This window comes from Pseudomonas sp. AC247, assembly GCF_979258015.1.
In genome coordinates this window covers 626,814-642,398 of sequence record NZ_OZ409829.1, presented here as the reverse complement: position 1 = coordinate 642,398, position 15,585 = coordinate 626,814, and the positions used below count along the sequence as shown (strand labels likewise).

At 56.6% G+C, this 15,585-nt stretch carries 19 protein-coding genes; 13 read left to right on the top strand and 6 right to left on the bottom strand.

The window, feature by feature from the left end:
- Positions 1–84: 84 nt before the first annotated feature.
- The 7 genes from ACZZ0B_RS03075 (at position 85) to ACZZ0B_RS03045 (ending at position 4,927) form a co-directional block, all read left to right on the top strand.
- Complete coding sequence (locus ACZZ0B_RS03075; RefSeq protein ID WP_440094541.1) at positions 85–654, top strand: electron transport complex protein RnfA; 570 nt, start codon at positions 85–87, stop codon at positions 652–654.
- Positions 651–1,859 carry an electron transport complex subunit RsxB gene (rsxB, locus tag ACZZ0B_RS03070; RefSeq protein ID WP_463544348.1) on the top strand — a complete coding sequence of 403 codons (1,209 nt, stop codon included), beginning with the start codon at positions 651–653 and terminating at the stop codon, positions 1,857–1,859. Before ACZZ0B_RS03075 ends, rsxB begins: the two co-directional genes overlap by 4 nt.
- Positions 1,846–2,829 carry an RnfABCDGE type electron transport complex subunit D gene (locus ACZZ0B_RS03065; protein ID WP_158833798.1) on the top strand — a complete coding sequence of 328 codons (984 nt, stop codon included), beginning with the start codon at positions 1,846–1,848 and terminating at the stop codon, positions 2,827–2,829. The genes rsxB and ACZZ0B_RS03065 overlap by 14 nt, the downstream gene beginning before the upstream one ends.
- Positions 2,826–3,431 carry an RnfABCDGE type electron transport complex subunit G gene (locus ACZZ0B_RS03060; protein ID WP_463544347.1) on the top strand — a complete coding sequence of 202 codons (606 nt, stop codon included), beginning with the start codon at positions 2,826–2,828 and terminating at the stop codon, positions 3,429–3,431. Before ACZZ0B_RS03065 ends, ACZZ0B_RS03060 begins: the two co-directional genes overlap by 4 nt.
- Entirely contained in the window at positions 3,428–4,009 is a 582-nt protein-coding gene (locus tag ACZZ0B_RS03055; protein ID WP_463544346.1) for an Rnf-Nqr domain containing protein, read from the top strand. The genes ACZZ0B_RS03060 and ACZZ0B_RS03055 overlap by 4 nt, the downstream gene beginning before the upstream one ends.
- Positions 4,006–4,644, top strand: coding sequence for an endonuclease III (gene nth / locus ACZZ0B_RS03050; protein WP_008079405.1), 639 nt, complete (start codon positions 4,006–4,008; stop codon positions 4,642–4,644). The genes ACZZ0B_RS03055 and nth overlap by 4 nt, the downstream gene beginning before the upstream one ends.
- A 106-nt stretch (positions 4,645–4,750) precedes the next feature.
- The gene (locus ACZZ0B_RS03045; protein WP_008079412.1) at positions 4,751–4,927 is read left to right on the top strand and encodes a PA3496 family putative envelope integrity protein; all 177 of its coding nucleotides are present in this window, start codon (positions 4,751–4,753) and stop codon (positions 4,925–4,927) included.
- An 88-nt stretch (positions 4,928–5,015) separates the two neighbouring features.
- On the opposite strand, the gene ACZZ0B_RS03040 is transcribed toward ACZZ0B_RS03045, so the two are convergent.
- Positions 5,016–5,642, bottom strand: coding sequence for a response regulator transcription factor (locus ACZZ0B_RS03040; protein ID WP_053123410.1), 627 nt, complete (start codon positions 5,640–5,642; stop codon positions 5,016–5,018).
- 435 nt (positions 5,643–6,077) lie between these two features.
- Here ACZZ0B_RS03040 and ACZZ0B_RS03035 point away from each other — a divergent pair, with 435 nt between their 5' ends.
- Positions 6,078–6,713, top strand: coding sequence for a hypothetical protein (locus ACZZ0B_RS03035; RefSeq protein WP_008079415.1), 636 nt, complete (start codon positions 6,078–6,080; stop codon positions 6,711–6,713).
- Positions 6,714–6,859: 146 nt separating this feature from the next.
- Here ACZZ0B_RS03035 and ACZZ0B_RS03030 read toward each other — a convergent pair whose 3' ends face one another.
- Together ACZZ0B_RS03030 and ACZZ0B_RS03025 are read right to left on the bottom strand one after the other, a co-directional pair.
- A complete protein-coding gene (locus ACZZ0B_RS03030; protein WP_007916658.1) occupies positions 6,860–8,077 on the bottom strand; it encodes an argininosuccinate synthase in 1,218 nt (405 codons plus the stop codon).
- Between the two features lie 129 nt (positions 8,078–8,206).
- Positions 8,207–9,115: a flagellar protein MotY gene (locus ACZZ0B_RS03025; RefSeq protein ID WP_008079417.1), complete on the bottom strand. Its 909-nt coding sequence runs from the start codon at positions 9,113–9,115 to the stop codon at positions 8,207–8,209.
- Between the two features lie 160 nt (positions 9,116–9,275).
- On the opposite strand from ACZZ0B_RS03025, the gene pyrC reads away from it, so the two are divergent.
- Positions 9,276–10,322, top strand: a complete 1,047-nt coding sequence (pyrC, locus tag ACZZ0B_RS03020) for a dihydroorotase (protein ID WP_008079419.1) — start codon at positions 9,276–9,278, stop codon at positions 10,320–10,322.
- A complete protein-coding gene (rnt, locus tag ACZZ0B_RS03015; RefSeq protein ID WP_008079422.1) occupies positions 10,319–10,996 on the top strand; it encodes a ribonuclease T in 678 nt (225 codons plus the stop codon). The genes pyrC and rnt overlap by 4 nt, the downstream gene beginning before the upstream one ends.
- A gap of 57 nt (positions 10,997–11,053) precedes the next feature.
- On the opposite strand, the gene ACZZ0B_RS03010 is transcribed toward rnt, so the two are convergent.
- Complete coding sequence (locus ACZZ0B_RS03010; protein ID WP_463544345.1) at positions 11,054–11,467, bottom strand: hypothetical protein; 414 nt, start codon at positions 11,465–11,467, stop codon at positions 11,054–11,056.
- 3 nt (positions 11,468–11,470) lie between these two features.
- Positions 11,471–11,941 carry a Panacea domain-containing protein gene (locus ACZZ0B_RS03005; protein ID WP_463544344.1) on the bottom strand — a complete coding sequence of 157 codons (471 nt, stop codon included), beginning with the start codon at positions 11,939–11,941 and terminating at the stop codon, positions 11,471–11,473.
- Between the two features lie 274 nt (positions 11,942–12,215).
- Here ACZZ0B_RS03005 and ACZZ0B_RS03000 point away from each other — a divergent pair, with 274 nt between their 5' ends.
- A complete protein-coding gene (locus ACZZ0B_RS03000) occupies positions 12,216–13,547 on the top strand; it encodes an IS4 family transposase (protein WP_463544343.1) in 1,332 nt (443 codons plus the stop codon).
- 48 nt (positions 13,548–13,595) lie between these two features.
- Here the strand turns inward: ACZZ0B_RS03000 and ACZZ0B_RS02995 are convergent, their stop codons facing one another.
- On the bottom strand, positions 13,596–14,198 hold the full coding sequence (locus ACZZ0B_RS02995; protein ID WP_003227723.1) for a peroxiredoxin: 603 nt from the start codon (positions 14,196–14,198) through the stop codon (positions 13,596–13,598).
- Positions 14,199–14,512: 314 nt separating this feature from the next.
- Between ACZZ0B_RS02995 and ACZZ0B_RS02990 the strand changes: the two genes are divergently transcribed.
- Positions 14,513–14,731 carry a bacterioferritin-associated ferredoxin gene (locus ACZZ0B_RS02990; RefSeq protein ID WP_003227725.1) on the top strand — a complete coding sequence of 73 codons (219 nt, stop codon included), beginning with the start codon at positions 14,513–14,515 and terminating at the stop codon, positions 14,729–14,731.
- A 201-nt stretch (positions 14,732–14,932) separates the two neighbouring features.
- Positions 14,933–15,406, top strand: a complete 474-nt coding sequence (bfr, locus tag ACZZ0B_RS02985) for a bacterioferritin (RefSeq protein WP_007916671.1) — start codon at positions 14,933–14,935, stop codon at positions 15,404–15,406.
- The last annotated feature ends 179 nt before the right edge of the window (positions 15,407–15,585 follow it).

The window sequence follows — 15,585 nt, the reverse complement described above, 5'->3', positions numbered from 1 at the left end:
GCCCGGCATGCCTGTGGGATTTTTCATATCTGGCCGGATAATGCCTAACCTTAAGAGACAGCCGCCCGTTTCGCTGGCAAAACCATGACCGAACTTGTGCTTACGCTCATCAGTGCTGCGCTGCTCACCAACTTCGTGTTGCACTGGCCGCTGGGCGTCGATCCGCTGTTGGCGGGAAGTCGCCGGCAGGTGCATGCGCTGGGGCTGGCGACGTTGTGTCTGATGTTGATCGTCGGCGTCATCGGTTACGCGATCTGGCACTTTTTACTGGTGCCGCTGCAACTTGAGGCGCTGCGCCTGTTGGTGTTTCTGCCGTTGAGCGTCTTGTTGATTGCGCCGCTGTTGAAACTGTTGGCGCGCGGGTTGCCGAATCTGCATTTCGAAGGGTTATGGCCGCTGTTGTTGGGCAATGCCGGTGTGCTTGGACTGGCCTTGATCAATGTGCAAAACGATCAAGGCCTGCTCCACGCGACAGCGCTGAGCCTCGGCGCCGGCCTGGGTTTCTGGCTGGTGCTGAGCCTGTTCTGCGATTTGCGTGAGCGCACCGCCGACAACGACATTCCCCTGCCCTTTCGTGGCTTGCCGATCGACCTGATCGGCGCCGGATTGATCGCAGTGATTTTTCTCGGATTCAGTGGACTGATCAAAACATGAGTCTGATTCAACGCATCGATGCCCTTCTGCCGCAGACCCAATGCGGCAAGTGTGGCCATCCCGGATGCAAACCCTATGCGCAAGGCATCGTTGACGGCGAGCCGATCAACAAATGCCCGCCCGGTGGCGACGAAACCATCGCAGCGTTGGCCGAGCTGTTGAAAGTGCCGGTGCTGGAGCTCGATATCAGTCGCGGTTCGGCGCCGCCGCAGGTCGCCTATATTCGCGAAGCCGAATGCATCGGCTGCACCAAGTGCATTCAGGCCTGCCCGATCGACGCCATCGTCGGCGCGGCGAAATTGATGCACACGGTGATCATCGATGAGTGCACCGGTTGCGACCTGTGCGTCGCGCCGTGCCCCGTCGATTGCATTGAAATGCATCCTTTGCCCTTGAACACATTGCCGGTGGTCGGTGGCCTGGCCCTCAGCCTTGAAGATCAGCGCGCGCGAGCAGCCAAACGCGATCACGCGCGGCTGCGATTCGAACGACGCAATGACCGACTGCTGCGCGAAGAACAGCAAAAGCAGGCCGAGCGTGAAGCCCGCGCCAAACGTGCTGCGCAGCCAGAAGCGACTACAAGCGATCCGGTGCAGGCAGCGCTGGAACGCGTGCGTGCGCAAAAAGCCGCGACGGCCGATGCCGCCCTGAAGAAAGCCAAGATCGATGTGGCGATGAGCCGTGCGCAACTGCACAAATCATTGAAAGCCTTCGGCCATCCGCCGACCTTCGAGCAGCAGGCGCAATTGATCGTGCTCCAGCAACAGTTCGAAGCGGCCGAGCAGGCGTTGGCGAAACTCGAAAGCATTGCGCCACCTGCCCCGACAGTGATCGCGCCGGCGAAAGATGCCGACCTCAAACGCGCAAAAATCCAGTTGGCCATGCGCCGTGCCGAATTGAAAAAAGCGCAAACCGCCGAAGCCGCTCCTGAACAGATCAGCGCACTGGAACAAGCACTGCGCGACGCTGAGCAGGCTTTGCACGACGCCGAAGCCACAAGCGATCAGCCTTTGCCTGACTTGGTTCGAGTAGAAAAACGCCCGATCGACAGCCAGCTTCGCCAGTTGAAAACCGAATTGGCCTACGCCCGCGCCGACCTCAACAAACTCGAACGCCGCGCCGACACGCCGGGCGACATCCTCGACAAGGCCCGCGCCCGCCTGCAAAACGCCGAGCGCCAGGTGCAAGACCATGTCGCCCCTTGAGGCACCCGACGATCGCCTGCGACAAGCGATGAAGCTTGTGCTGCTTGCCCTGCTGCCGGGGCTGCTGGTGATGTTCTGGTGGTACGGTTGGGGCGTATTGATCAACCTGGTGCTGGCCGTTGCCACGGCTATGACCGTCGAGGTGATTGTCACTCGATTGCGCCGCCAACCCTTACAGCCGACGCTGAGTGATGGCAGCGCGATCGTCAGCGCAACATTGCTCGCCGCCGCGTTGCCGCCCTATTGCCCGTGGTGGCTGACAGCGACGGCGGTGGCTGCAGGCCTGCTGTTCGGCAAGCATTTGTACGGCGGTGTCGGCAAAAATCCGTTCAATCCGGCGATGCTTGGTTTTGCCTTGGCCATGGTGATGTTCCCGCAACCGATGACCCATTGGCCGGCGCACGGCCTGGATCTTTCGGCAGCGGTTCAACAAGTGTTCAATATCGGTCAGGCGCCGGACGCCTGGGTGCAGGCCACTGCACTGGACAGTCTGCGCATCAACAAAAGCCTGACCATGGATGAACTGTTCGCCAGTCATTCGGCGTTCGGGCATTTCGGCGGTCGCGGGGTGGAATGGGTAAACCTGGCGTTTCTCGGCGGCGGGCTGTTTTTGCTGCAGCGCCGCGTGATCGCCTGGCATGCACCGGTCGGCATGCTCGCCAGTCTGTTTGTGGTCAGCCTGCTGTGCTGGAACGGTTCGGGATCGGACTCGCATGGTTCACCGCTGTTTCATCTGCTCAGCGGTGCAACCATGCTGGGCGCGTTCTTCATCATTACCGAACCGGTCTCGGGCGCCAGAAGTGCTTTCGCCCGCCTGTTGTTTGGCGTCGGCGTCGGGCTGCTGACTTACCTGATCCGCACGTGGGGCGGCTACCCTGACGGCGTGGCGTTTGCGGTGCTGCTGATGAATCTCTGCGTACCGACGCTGGAGCGTTTTGCCGCCAGCCGCCAGCCATCGGTGCAGTCATGAATCGGGCAACCCAACTGGTGACGCTGGGGCTACTGGCACTCGTCGGTATCAGTGCAACCTATGTTGTACAGCGCATCAATGCGCCGCAGATCAGCGCGCAACAGCGCTTGCTCGACAGCCGCAAACTGCTCGACGTCCTCCCCGCAGAAGCCTACGACAACCAACCTTTGGCGCAGCCGTTGGCGTTGGTCGACCCTGCGCTTGCCCACAGCACGCTGACCGGCGGTTATCGTGCGACCAAGACCGGGCAAACGGTGGCCATATTGCTGCGCAGTGAAACTCAGGGCTATGCCGGCCCACTTGAACTGCTGATCGCGATTGATGCCAACAGCAAACTGCTCGGCGTGAAAACCCTCAGGCAAAGCGAGACGCCTTCATTGGGCGGGCCTATCGGCGACTGGCCCAACAGCTGGCTGCAGATGTTTTCCGGGAAAACCATTGGCGATCCGCCAGACGCAGGCTGGGCGTTGAAAAAGGATCAGGGCAAGTTCGATCAGATGGCCGGCGCCACCATCACCTCCCGCGCTGCGATCAATGCCATCCACGATGCCTTGCGCTACTTTGATCAGCATCGCGCGCAATTACTGGGGAGTGGCGCATGAACCGGTCAACGGCCCTGTCGAACTCAATGATGCTGGTGCTACTGCTGGGGGCCACGGCTTCGTTGGCCGCAGCGCTGGGGACAATGCTGATGTTTGCCGTTGTGCTTGGCGGTTTCAGTTTGTGCATGGCTCCCCTGCGTTCGCGCATGGACGGCTCAAGAACCTTGATGGCGAGTCTGTTGCTCGCGGCGACGTTAACCGGTTGCGCCGACCTCCTCGCCCAACGCTGGTTTCTGCCATGGCAGCAGGCTTTCGGCCTTTATGGCGGATTGATCGCGCTGCAATGCGTGGTGCTGGAACACAGCGGTTTCTTTCGCCAGCCGCTGGCACAGCGCTGCAGGTTTTGCGCACGGTCTGCCGGCTTGATGTTGCTGCTCGCCGTGCTGCGCGAACTCATCGGTCATGGCACTCTCGGCCGGGGATTGTCCGAACACTGGCACGGTCTGGTTTTATTCCGCGACGGGCTGCCTCTGGTAACCCTGGTACCCGGCGCATTCCTGCTGCTGGGGCTGTTGCTTGCCGCCCGGGAGGCGTGCACCCGCTCGAACTCAATTTCCAAGGAATCGCATCGCCCATGAATGCCGCAAAACGTCTTGAGATCTTTCGCAGACTGCATGAAGACAATCCCGAGCCGAAGACTGAACTGGCGTATTCCTCGCCTTTCGAATTGCTGATTGCGGTGATTCTCTCGGCGCAATCGACCGATGTCGGCGTCAACAAGGCCACGGCGAAACTGTTCCCGGTCGCCAATACACCGGCAGCGATTCATGCCTTGGGCGTCGAAGGGTTGTCCGAATACATCAAGACCATCGGCCTCTATAACAGCAAAGCGAAAAACGTCATCGAGACCTGCCGCTTGCTGGTCGAGCGCCACGGCAGTGAAGTGCCACAAACGCGCGAAGAGCTGGAAGCCTTGCCCGGCGTGGGTCGCAAGACTGCCAACGTGGTGCTCAACACCGCATTTCGCCAATTGACCATGGCGGTCGACACGCACATTTTTCGCGTCAGCAACCGCACCGGCATCGCCCCTGGCAAGAACGTAGTCGAAGTTGAAAAAAAGCTGATGAAGTTTGTACCCAAGGAATTCCTGCTCGATTCCCATCACTGGCTGATTCTGCACGGACGCTACGTGTGCCTGGCGCGCAAGCCACGCTGCGGCAGCTGTCGGATCGAAGATTTGTGCGAGTACAAAGACAAAACCTCGGACGATTGACTGGCTATTAGGTTTATCGATTCGTCGATTGAAAAAATCTTTTTTACCCGCCGCTGGATTATCGATATAAGGGGCGCCAAAGGCATTATTCGCCGGGAGTCAGCTTATGAGTAGCGACAAAGAGCAACTGGATATAGATGACGATATCGCTGCAGAAACTGATGACGCCGAACCTGTGGTCGAAGTCGCCAAGACCAATCTGAGCAAGCGCCGCACTATCGATAACATGTTGGAGGAGCGCCGTTTGCAGAAGCAATTGGCCGATTACGATTTTGATGACTGATACTTGAAAGCCTCCCGAACGGAGGCTTTTTTTTGCCTGCTACCCGCTGAAACCGATCGGCCCATGATCCTGTCGTGCGGCGAAATGATCAGACGAGCCCATTACGCTGCGCCAACTCAATCAGATCCACCAGAGATCGCGCATTAAGCTTGAGCAACAAGCGCGTCTTGTAGGTGCTGACAGTCTTGTTACTCAAAAACATGCCATCGGCGATTTCCTTGTTGGTTTTACCCCGCGCCAATTGTTGCAGGACCATCATTTCTCGCCCGGAAAGGCGGTCGACCATATCGGCTTCGCTGGCATTGCCCAAACTGGTACGCACTGTATGCAATGCCTGATTGGGGAAATAACTATAGCCCGACAATACCGCCTTGATCGCACTGAGCAACTCCGTCAAATCCTGCTGTTTGCAAACATAACCCGCAGCGCCCGATTGCATGCACCGCATGGAAAAGTGCCCCGGTGCCTGAGACGTCAACACCAGGACTTTCATCGGCATGGCCACTGAACTTAATCGTGCAATAACTTCCAGGCCATCAAGTTTGGGAATGCCGATGTCCAGTATCACGATGTCAGGCATTTGTTCGCGCGCCAGTTGCAACGCATCCACACCATTATCGGTTTCCGCGATGACTTCGTAGCCATGACGTTCCATCAGCATACGTACCGCAAGACGAATGACGGGGTGATCATCCACGATCAGCACTTTATTCATGGGCAGGTCCAATTTCGCTGTTCGAATTTCTAGAACCCGCACCTTAGCTCAGTCATATCGCCCGTGGCATGACGGAGTTCTCTTGCACTTGCAGCGAAAGACGTGCCCTACAGTCAATGAAGATTATTCCTACAAAAAATGCATTTGAAACGTTCAGGCAAGCGGAACTTAATGCTTGCCGGTTATTTTTCTCACCCTGTGACGTTCCTCGACATCCCGTCTGACACCCATGGAACCCTTCTCCTGCGAGCGGCCAACGGGTGCCTGTTTGCAGCTGCAAGTCGCAAGCCGCGAAAACAGCGGCGCGTCAAAAACTATGCAACAAGAAACTTCAAGACAGCAGATAGCTTTTGATACCGGCCACTGACACTAATAACATCCGTTAAACCCGGCACAAACTAACAGACAACTTAAAACAACCTGGAGCGTCACCCAATGAGAAGAAAAAACATACTGAATATAAAAAGAAAAATATCCAACCCGATGACAGTGATCGCCATATTCGCTTTTATCTCAGAGACTTCGGCTGCGGTTTCATTGCCTTTTCTGGACAATGCCGAACGGGAGATTTACATCTGGTTTCTTATCAGTTTTCCTTTTTACCTGTTACTTCTTTTCTTCATCACACTCAACTTCAACTACCGCTCTCTCTACGCCCCTTCTGACTTCGACAAGGACGACCACTTCCTGAAAGCGTTTGAGGACAACAAACCCATCGGACGCCAACGGCGCGCAGACAATTCACCCGATCCTCCCCTAGCAGGGTGCCGCGTAAACTCCCCTTGGGTCGAGTACTGTATTCAACTGTCGAAATCAACGAACACACTGTCCGTCATTGATGTGCGCCTGATGAGCACCCAGAGTGAATTCGAGCAGTTAAAGGAGGACTTTCCACTGCCCGGCAAACACTCGCCGCGCATTATTCTGTTCCTCACTGACTCGACATCAGATGGACAACTCAAGCCCGTCATACTCTGCCACATCAAACACATCAGGAAGACCGCAGGCAGCACAATCTACATGGTGTACAACGCGAGCACACAGGTGGCGACAACGCTGAGAGGACATTGACCGGCGGGTGAAAAGCTTGCAAGAAAGACACGCCAGCATTGGCGCAAGACACTGCACGAGAAAGATTCGGCAAGTGAAAGACTTTTGAACAACAACGCCCTTGCCAGAGTGACAAGGGCGTTGTTTTTATTGCGCGTCTGAAGGGATCAGAACAGCTTGCGGCCCTTGTTGGCAGCAATACGCATGCGCAGCGCGTTGAGCTTGATGAAGCCCGCCGCGTCGGCCTGGTTGTAAGCACCGCCGTCTTCTTCGAAGGTCGCGATGTTGGAATCGAACAGCGAATCGTCGGACTTGCGGCCAGTGACGATCACGTTGCCTTTGTACAACTTCAGGCGCACAACGCCGTTCACGTTGACCTGCGAAGCGTCGATCATCTGCTGCAGCATCAGACGCTCTGGGCTCCACCAGTAACCGGTGTAGATCAGGCTGGCGTATTTCGGCATCAGCTCGTCTTTGAGGTGAGCGACTTCGCGGTCCAGGGTGATCGATTCGATGGCGCGATGAGCGCGCAGCATGATGGTGCCACCCGGGGTTTCGTAGCAGCCACGGGACTTCATGCCGACGTAACGGTTTTCAACGATGTCGAGACGGCCGATACCGTGAGCACCACCAATCTTGTTCAGCGTCGCCAGCACGGTAGCCGGGGTCATTTCGACGCCGTCCAGCGCAACGATGTCGCCGTTACGGTAGGTCAGTTCCAGGTATTGTGCTTTGTCAGGAGCGTTCTCCGGGGAGACGGTCCATTTCCACATGTCTTCTTCGTGCTCGGTCCAGGTGTCTTCCAGCACGCCGCCTTCATAGGAGATGTGCAGCAGGTTGGCGTCCATCGAGTACGGGGACTTCTTCTTGCCGTGACGCTCGATCGGGATCGCATGCTTCTCGGCGTAGTCCATCAGCTTCTCGCGGGACAGCAGGTCCCACTCGCGCCAAGGGGCAATCACTTTTACGCCAGGCTTGAGTGCGTAGGCACCCAGCTCGAAGCGCACCTGGTCGTTGCCCTTGCCGGTGGCGCCATGGGAAATGGCGTCAGCGCCGGTTTCGTTGGCGATTTCGATCAGGCGCTTGGCGATCAGCGGACGTGCGATGGAGGTACCCAGCAGGTACTCGCCTTCGTAGACGGTGTTGGCGCGGAACATCGGGAACACGAAATCACGCACGAACTCTTCGCGCAGATCGTCGATGTAGATTTCTTTGACGCCCATGGCCTGAGCCTTGGCGCGGGCCGGCTCGACCTCTTCGCCTTGACCGAGATCAGCGGTGAAGGTCACCACTTCACAGTTATAAGTATCCTGCAGCCACTTGAGGATCACCGAAGTGTCCAGGCCGCCGGAATACGCCAGAACGACCTTGTTTACGTCCGCCATGCCATCACTCCACGGGGTTCTACGGAAAGCCGAGGAGTCTACCGCTCAAACGCGATAATTTACAGAGGCGCGACAGCTTAAGACGACAAAGCGACAGAATCTGTCGAGAGCGCGACGATGACCAGCGGGTCAGGAAGTCGCTGCAGTGCTGGCTGGGGTGCTCGCTTGCGGCGCCGGAGCGGTGACCGGAGCCACGCGCGCCAGTTTGACATTGACCCGGCGGTTCTTCGCGCGATTGGCCGCATTGCTGTTCGGCACGATCGGGTATTGCTCGCCATGGAAACGCACGGTGATCTGCGATTCCTGAATGCCGTTGGCCTTGAAGAAGTCGACCACCGCCAGCGCCCGGCGGCGTGACAGTTCGCGGTTGGTCAGGCGATTGCCGCTGTTGTCGGAATGGCCATCGAGTTCGATGTGATTGACCGTCGGATCGGCCTTCATGTATTCGAGCATCACCTGCAACTTGGCCTTCGCGGCGGCGTCCAGATCAACGCCCTCGCCAGGGAAGCCGATTTGCGACTGCTTGATCTGGTCGAAATTCTGCGGCAGCAATTTCGCCACGCAGGACTGATAGTCGTTAAACGCCTTGCTGAATTTCACCGGCAATAAACGTACTTCCGACACGCGGCCATCGCCTGAAGCACGACGCACGACCGGACTGCGACCGTCGAGCAGACCGCTGATCAGACCGCCGGCCTGGGACTGCGAACTGCTGAACAATACGTTGCCACTGCCAAGCCTGACATTGCCCAGATTGATGTCGCCACGCCCCGGCTGCCATGGCGCGGCCGCGGCCAGCAGAGTCGCCGAACCGCCGCCAAGCATGGCGTTGTAGGCATTCAGACGGAAGATCGCCTGCTCGCCCGCCTTGCGCACGAACTCGCCCGAGCCGAAATCGGTGATCGGCTGGCTCAGGCGACATTCGAACTTGTCGCCGGCGACCGTCCACTCAATGTTCTCCAGACGTGTCTGGTACGTGAGCGCCATCGCGGGGAGGCTGGCAAACACACTGAGCAAGGCTAAATAACGCTGGCGCACGGGAGGCTCCATTGGCTTCTGAAACACAAAGACCGATTCACACTATGTTTACGGCATACCTACGGGATATCGGAAGCTTCCCGCAAAACTTGATAGCGAGTGCCTGCAAGAGTCTTTTCCGGTAGCATTCGCCTCAGTTTGACCCGCCTGGAATCCCCTCATGTCCGACCGCCTGACCCTGCTGCGTCCCGACGACTGGCACATTCATCTTCGCGATGGTGCCGTGTTGACCAATACCGTTGCCGATGTTGCGCGCACTTTTGGCCGCGCGATCATCATGCCCAACCTGGTACCTCCGGTGCGCAACGCCGCTGAAGCCGACGGCTATCGCCAGCGGATTCTCGCTGCCCGCCCGGCCGGCAGTCGCTTTGAGCCGCTGATGGTGCTGTACCTCACCGACCGCACCCAGCCCGAAGAAATTCGTGAAGCCAAGGCCAGCGGTTTTGTCTACGCCGCCAAGCTGTACCCGGCCGGGGCAACCACCAACTCCGATTCCGGCGTGACCAGCATCGACAAGATTCTGCCGGCGATAGAAGCCATGGCCGAAGTCGGCATGCCGCTGTTGATCCACGGTGAAGTCACCCGTGGCGACGTCGATGTGTTCGACCGCGAAAAGATTTTCATCGATGAGCACATGCGCCGCGTGGTCGAGCGTTTCCCGACGTTGAAAGTGGTGTTCGAACACATCACCACCGCCGACGCCGTGCAGTTCGTCAACGAGGCTTCGGCCAACGTTGGTGCAACCATCACCGCGCATCACCTGCTCTATAACCGCAACCACATGCTGGTGGGCGGGATTCGGCCGCACTTCTATTGCCTGCCGATCCTCAAGCGCAACACACACCAGGAAGCCCTGCTCGATGCCGCCACCAGCGGCAGCGCGAAGTTCTTCCTTGGCACCGATTCGGCGCCGCACGCCCAGCACGCCAAGGAAGCCGCTTGTGGCTGCGCCGGCTGCTACACCGCGTACGCCGCCATCGAGATGTACGCCGAAGCCTTCGAACAGCGTAATGCGCTGGACAAACTCGAAGCCTTCGCCAGCCTCAACGGCCCGCGTTTCTATGGCCTGCCGGCAAACACCGATCGCATCACCCTGGTTCGTGAAGAATGGACCGCCCCGACCAGCCTGCCGTTTGGCGAGCTGACCGTTATCCCGCTGCGCGCCGGTGAAAAACTGCGCTGGCGCCTGCTGGAGGAACACGCGTGAGTGAAGACCATTTCGACGACGAACTGGACGGTCAAAGTGGTGGTGGCAGTTCCCGTCACCCAATGGCAGCACGCTTTCGCGGCTATCTGCCGGTAGTCGTCGACGTAGAAACCGGTGGCTTCAACTCGGCCACCGATGCGTTGCTGGAGATTGCTGCGACCACCATCGCCATGGATGAAAAGGGTTTCGTATACCCCGACCACACCTACTTCTTCCGCGTTGAGCCGTTCGAAGGCGCCAACATCGAAGCAGCAGCGCTGGAGTTCACCGGGATCAAGCTCGATCACCCACTGCGCATGGCCGTCAGCGAAGAAACCGCGCTGACCGACATCTTCCGTGGCATTCGCAAAGCGCTGAAGGCCAACGGCTGCAAGCGCGCGATTCTGGTCGGCCACAACAGCAGCTTCGACCTCGGCTTCCTCAACGCTGCGGTCGCGCGTCTGGACATGAAGCGCAACCCGTTCCACCCATTCTCCAGCTTCGACACCGCGACACTGGCCGGTCTGGCCTACGGTCAAACCGTACTGGCAAAAGCCTGCCAAGCCGCCGACATCGATTTCGACGGCCGTGAGGCGCACTCCGCGCGTTACGACACCGAAAAAACCGCTGAGCTGTTCTGTGGCATCGTCAACCGCTGGAAACAGATGGGCGGCTGGGAAGATTTCGACGACTGATCCTCGTTGAGTAAATCCCGCGCATAAAAAAACCGGCCACTTGGGCCGGTTTTTTTATTAATGCTTATACAGTCTGAATTCTCGATCAATCCACACGACATAAAAAATCCGATGGTTTTTGTAACCCACCATCGCTACACGCTCGAAAGCCCGAAACACCAACAATATGACATCACCTGTTAAAAAAGCAGGTATCCCCACTTTCAGGCTGTTTCTCTCAATTGTTTCACACCCATACCGATGCCTATGCTCCTTGCGCAATTCTCTCCAAGGTATCTTTCCCAGGATCCTGAGACGCTCAAGCATTTTCGACCGTTCGACGGCCTCGCAATCTTGAATGCACCAGCCATTCTGCAAATACTCAAATGAGAAAACCGGAGGTCGCGCTTCCGATGAGTCCATTTCGATTGTGGACGTCCGTGCCGTTACTATCACCGCCGCATCGCGTTCCCTGCGTTTGAACTTGGCCATTTTTCAGTTCACCAAATGCTCCCGAAAATACTCCTGCATCTCGCAGGCGGGAATTTCTCGGCTGAACTCCCCTTCCTTGAAGTTTTTACGCCATGGGGCCTCTTCATGCGTCAACTGACGCAGTTTCCACGCCGAGAATTGGCCATAAACGTCGAACACTTCGTTGAGCAGAGTTTGTTGTTTCGTACTGAAAACATCGGGATTGAAATCACTTGGAGGAGGAATGGCACTCGATCCAAATTGGCTGAATCTTCGATACAGATCCGGAACCACTGGCCCGTGCATCCACGCTTCCAGCTTTTCAGGGAAGAGAGCCTCACCATGGACTGCCAGACTGAACCCTTGCGCGTAATAAACCATTTTTTGAATCTTGAGATTGGAGATCTCGCCCTCATGCCCTTCCAGGCAGAGGAAATAATCCGCAACGTCCAAGCTACTCGGCATTTGAATCCCCTTCCGCATCATGCAATCCATTGCACCGTCCTTACTGAACTGAGGCGCGATTCAGGCCAAGGCAATCGCCCTCTTCACCCGTTATCGCTCGACCATCACCCTATCCAACCACTGTTCAGTCATCCAGTATTTTTTCCCAGGCATTTGAAACAAATAATGCCGAGAGAATGCTGCTCACAATTCTGCGCAAAAAAAACCGGCCACTTGGGCTAATGCCGATCAGTTAAGCCTTCTCGCTTGACCTTTGGCCGCAAGAAATCAAAATCCGATGCCTGTACTGGCATCGGATTTTTTTATGCGTCTCGCTCGGGCACTGGAACTGACCCACAACATCGCCTCTACCCCCAACGCCATTGAGGGATTGGATGCTTTGCTCGATCCTTCTTTGGTCGAACAGGCGCTTGAACAAGCTGGTGTGGCGACGCTGCGCAAGCGTCGTTTGCCTCTGGAAATGATGCTCTGGTGCGTGATCTCCATGGCGTTCTTCCGGCGCATGTCGGCCTGGGATGTGGTTAGTCGCATGAATATCATGTTGCCGGGTCAGCGCCCGTTGGTAGCGCCCAGCGCCGTAGTCCAGGCTCGTCAGAGATTGGGCAGCGAAGCTGTACGACAAGTCTTCGATTTGACCCAGAAAAGTTGGCATGAGGCAGCCGGTCACCCGACTTGGGCCGGTCTGCGTTTGTTGGGTGTCGATGGCGTTGTCTGGCGCACGCCCGATACGCCGGAAAATCGGGCGCGCTATGACTCCGCCAGCAACCAGCATGGCGACACCGGTTTTCCTCAGGTGCGCATGGTCTGCCAAATGGAGTTGACCAGCCATTTGCTGATTGGAAGTGCGTTTGACGGCTACCGCAGCAACGAAATGAAACTGGCCGAGCAACTGATCGAAACCACCCCCGATCACTCGCTGACGCTGTTTGATCGTGGTTTTTACTCGTTAGGTTTACTGCATCAGTGGCAGCAGGCAGGTGTCGAACGCCACTGGCTGATGCCGCTGAAAAAAGGCTCGCAGTACGAGGTGATCCAGCGTTTGGGGCGCCAGGATGCGATTATTTTGCTGAGCACTTCGCCACAGGCCCGCAAGCAATGGCCTGGGTTGCCGGAGCGGCTGACCGCGCGACTGCTGAGCAAAACCGTCAAGGGCAAGGTGTGTCAGATTCTGACCTCGATGACTGACCCACTGCGTTTTCCTTCCGACGAGATTGTTGATCTATACAGCCAGCGCTGGGAAATCGAATTAGGCTTTCGGGAAATGAAGCAGACGCTGCTCAACAGCAGCTATACGCTGCGCAGCAAGACACCCGAGATGATCGAGCAAGAGTTGTGGGGTGTGTTGTTGGGCTACAACTTGTTGCGCTATCAGATGGTGGAAATGAGTCGCCACTGTCCTGGCATTTACCCGTGCGAAATGAGCTTTACTGCGTGTACCTGGGCGATTCTTGGGTTTATCAACAGCGTCTCGGCCGATCGTTCCGGGAACATCCCCAAGTATTTGGCCGAGCTTCATGCTTCAGCGCCGCACTACGTTCTGCCGCATCGACGGGAGGAGCGCGTTTACCCTCGGGCCATCAGGCTTAAATCCCCGAAATATCCGATCAAAAATAAAAATGCCAGTCAGCTTAACTGACTGGCATTAGCCACTTGGGCCGGTTTTTTTGTACCTCGACGTTGCGCCTTACAGGGCAGCAGCGTTCTCGGTCAGGTAGGCAGCAACGCCTTCTGGCGAAGCGTTCATGCCTTTGTCGCCTTTTTTCCAGTTGGCAGGGCAAACTTCGCCGTGCTCTTCGTGGAATTGCAGAGCGTCGACCAGACGGATCAGCTCTTCCATGTTACGGCCCAGCGGCAGGTCGTTGATGATCTGCGAGCGGACAACGCCTTTATCGTCGATCAGGAACGCGCCACGGAACGCTACGCCGCCTTCGGATTCAACGTCGTAAGCCTTGGCGATGTCGTGCTTCATGTCGGCAGCCATGGTGTATTTCACCTGGCCGATGCCGCCATTGTTCACTGGGGTGTTACGCCATGCGTTGTGAGTGAAGTGCGAGTCGATCGACACAGCGATCACTTCAACGTTGCGTGCCTTGAAGTCAGCCATGCGGTTGTCCAGAGCGATCAGCTCGGACGGGCAGACGAAGGTGAAGTCCAGTGGGTAGAAGAACACCAGGCCGTATTTGCCTTTGATGGCCGAGGACAGGGTGAAGCTGTCAACGATCTCGCCATTGCCGAGTACGGCCGGGACGGTGAAGTCAGGGGCTTGTTTGCCTACGAGTACGCTCATTGATATCTCCTGGTGTAAAAACTTGAAGTTCAGGGTTTGCGCCAGCCTGCCATCCTCGGACGACAGCCCTGTGACACGAACCCCCTTCGCAAGGGCCGACCATCATACACTGCGAATTTGGCCTGTCCTTAACGGTTTTTCCAAGCGGGCGCAGAACGGCGCTGCATTTACGGGGCCAGGCAAATCGCCAGCAAATGCCGTTCGTCAGTCACAGCTGTCAATCTGCTGAAGCGCCCGGAAAGCACTTTGACAATCATTCTCGTTAACATTAAGATCCATCGCAATTGAGTCACAACCAGCGACGGTTCTCACTTATGTATGTTTGTCTCTGCACTGGCGTCACCGACGGACAGATCCGCGAAGCGATCTATGAAGGTTGCTGCAGCTATAAAGAAGTTCGCCAGGCCACCGGCGTCGCCAGCCAATGCGGCAAATGTGCCTGCCTTGCCAAGGAAGTGGTCCGCGAAACCCTGACCAAGCTGCAAACCGCTCAGGCTGCGATCCCCTATCCGGTAGAATTTACTGCTGCGTAATAACACCCCATTTCAAAGAACCGGACTTATGTCCGGTTTTTTTATGCCTGTAAATCAACTGCTTAGGCTCTAGACGCGGAACACAAACATTCTTATTCCGATTAATTTTCATATATTATTCAATAACTTAGGTTTGACACTTATAAGTACGAAGCTCAAACTCTGCCGTATATACAACGAATACAGGGCAGGACTCCGATCATGAAAGGCGACATCACAGTCATCCAGCATCTCAACAAGATCCTTGCCAATGAGCTGGTCGCGATCAATCAGTACTTCCTGCATGCACGCATGTACGAAGATTGGGGTCTGAACAAGCTCGGCAAACACGAATACAAAGAATCCATCGACGAGATGAAACACGCGGACAAGCTGATCAAGCGCATCCTGTTCCTCGAAGGCCTGCCAAACGTACAGGACTTGGGCAAGCTGCACATCGGCGAGCACACCAAGGAAATGCTGGAGTGCGATCTGCGTATCGAGAAGACCGGCCACGCTGACCTGAAAACCGCGATCGCGCATTGCGAAACCGTCGGTGACTTCGGTAGCCGTGAACTGCTCGAAGACATTCTCGAATCCGAAGAAGAACATATCGACTGGCTGGAAACCCAACTGGGCCTGATCGATAAAGTCGGTCTTGAGAACTACCTGCAATCGCAGATGGGCGAAGAGTAGGAGCTGCCGCAGGCTGCGATCTTTTCAGATTGAACCGGCAACTTGCAGTAACGCTTCGAACGCACTAAAAAGCCCCGCCCTCTTTCGAAGTGCGGGGCTTTTTATTGGCTGAAGATCAAAAGATCGCAGCCTCGTTTCACTCGACAGCTCCTACACAAGCAGGAGGTGTCGGGTGAAAC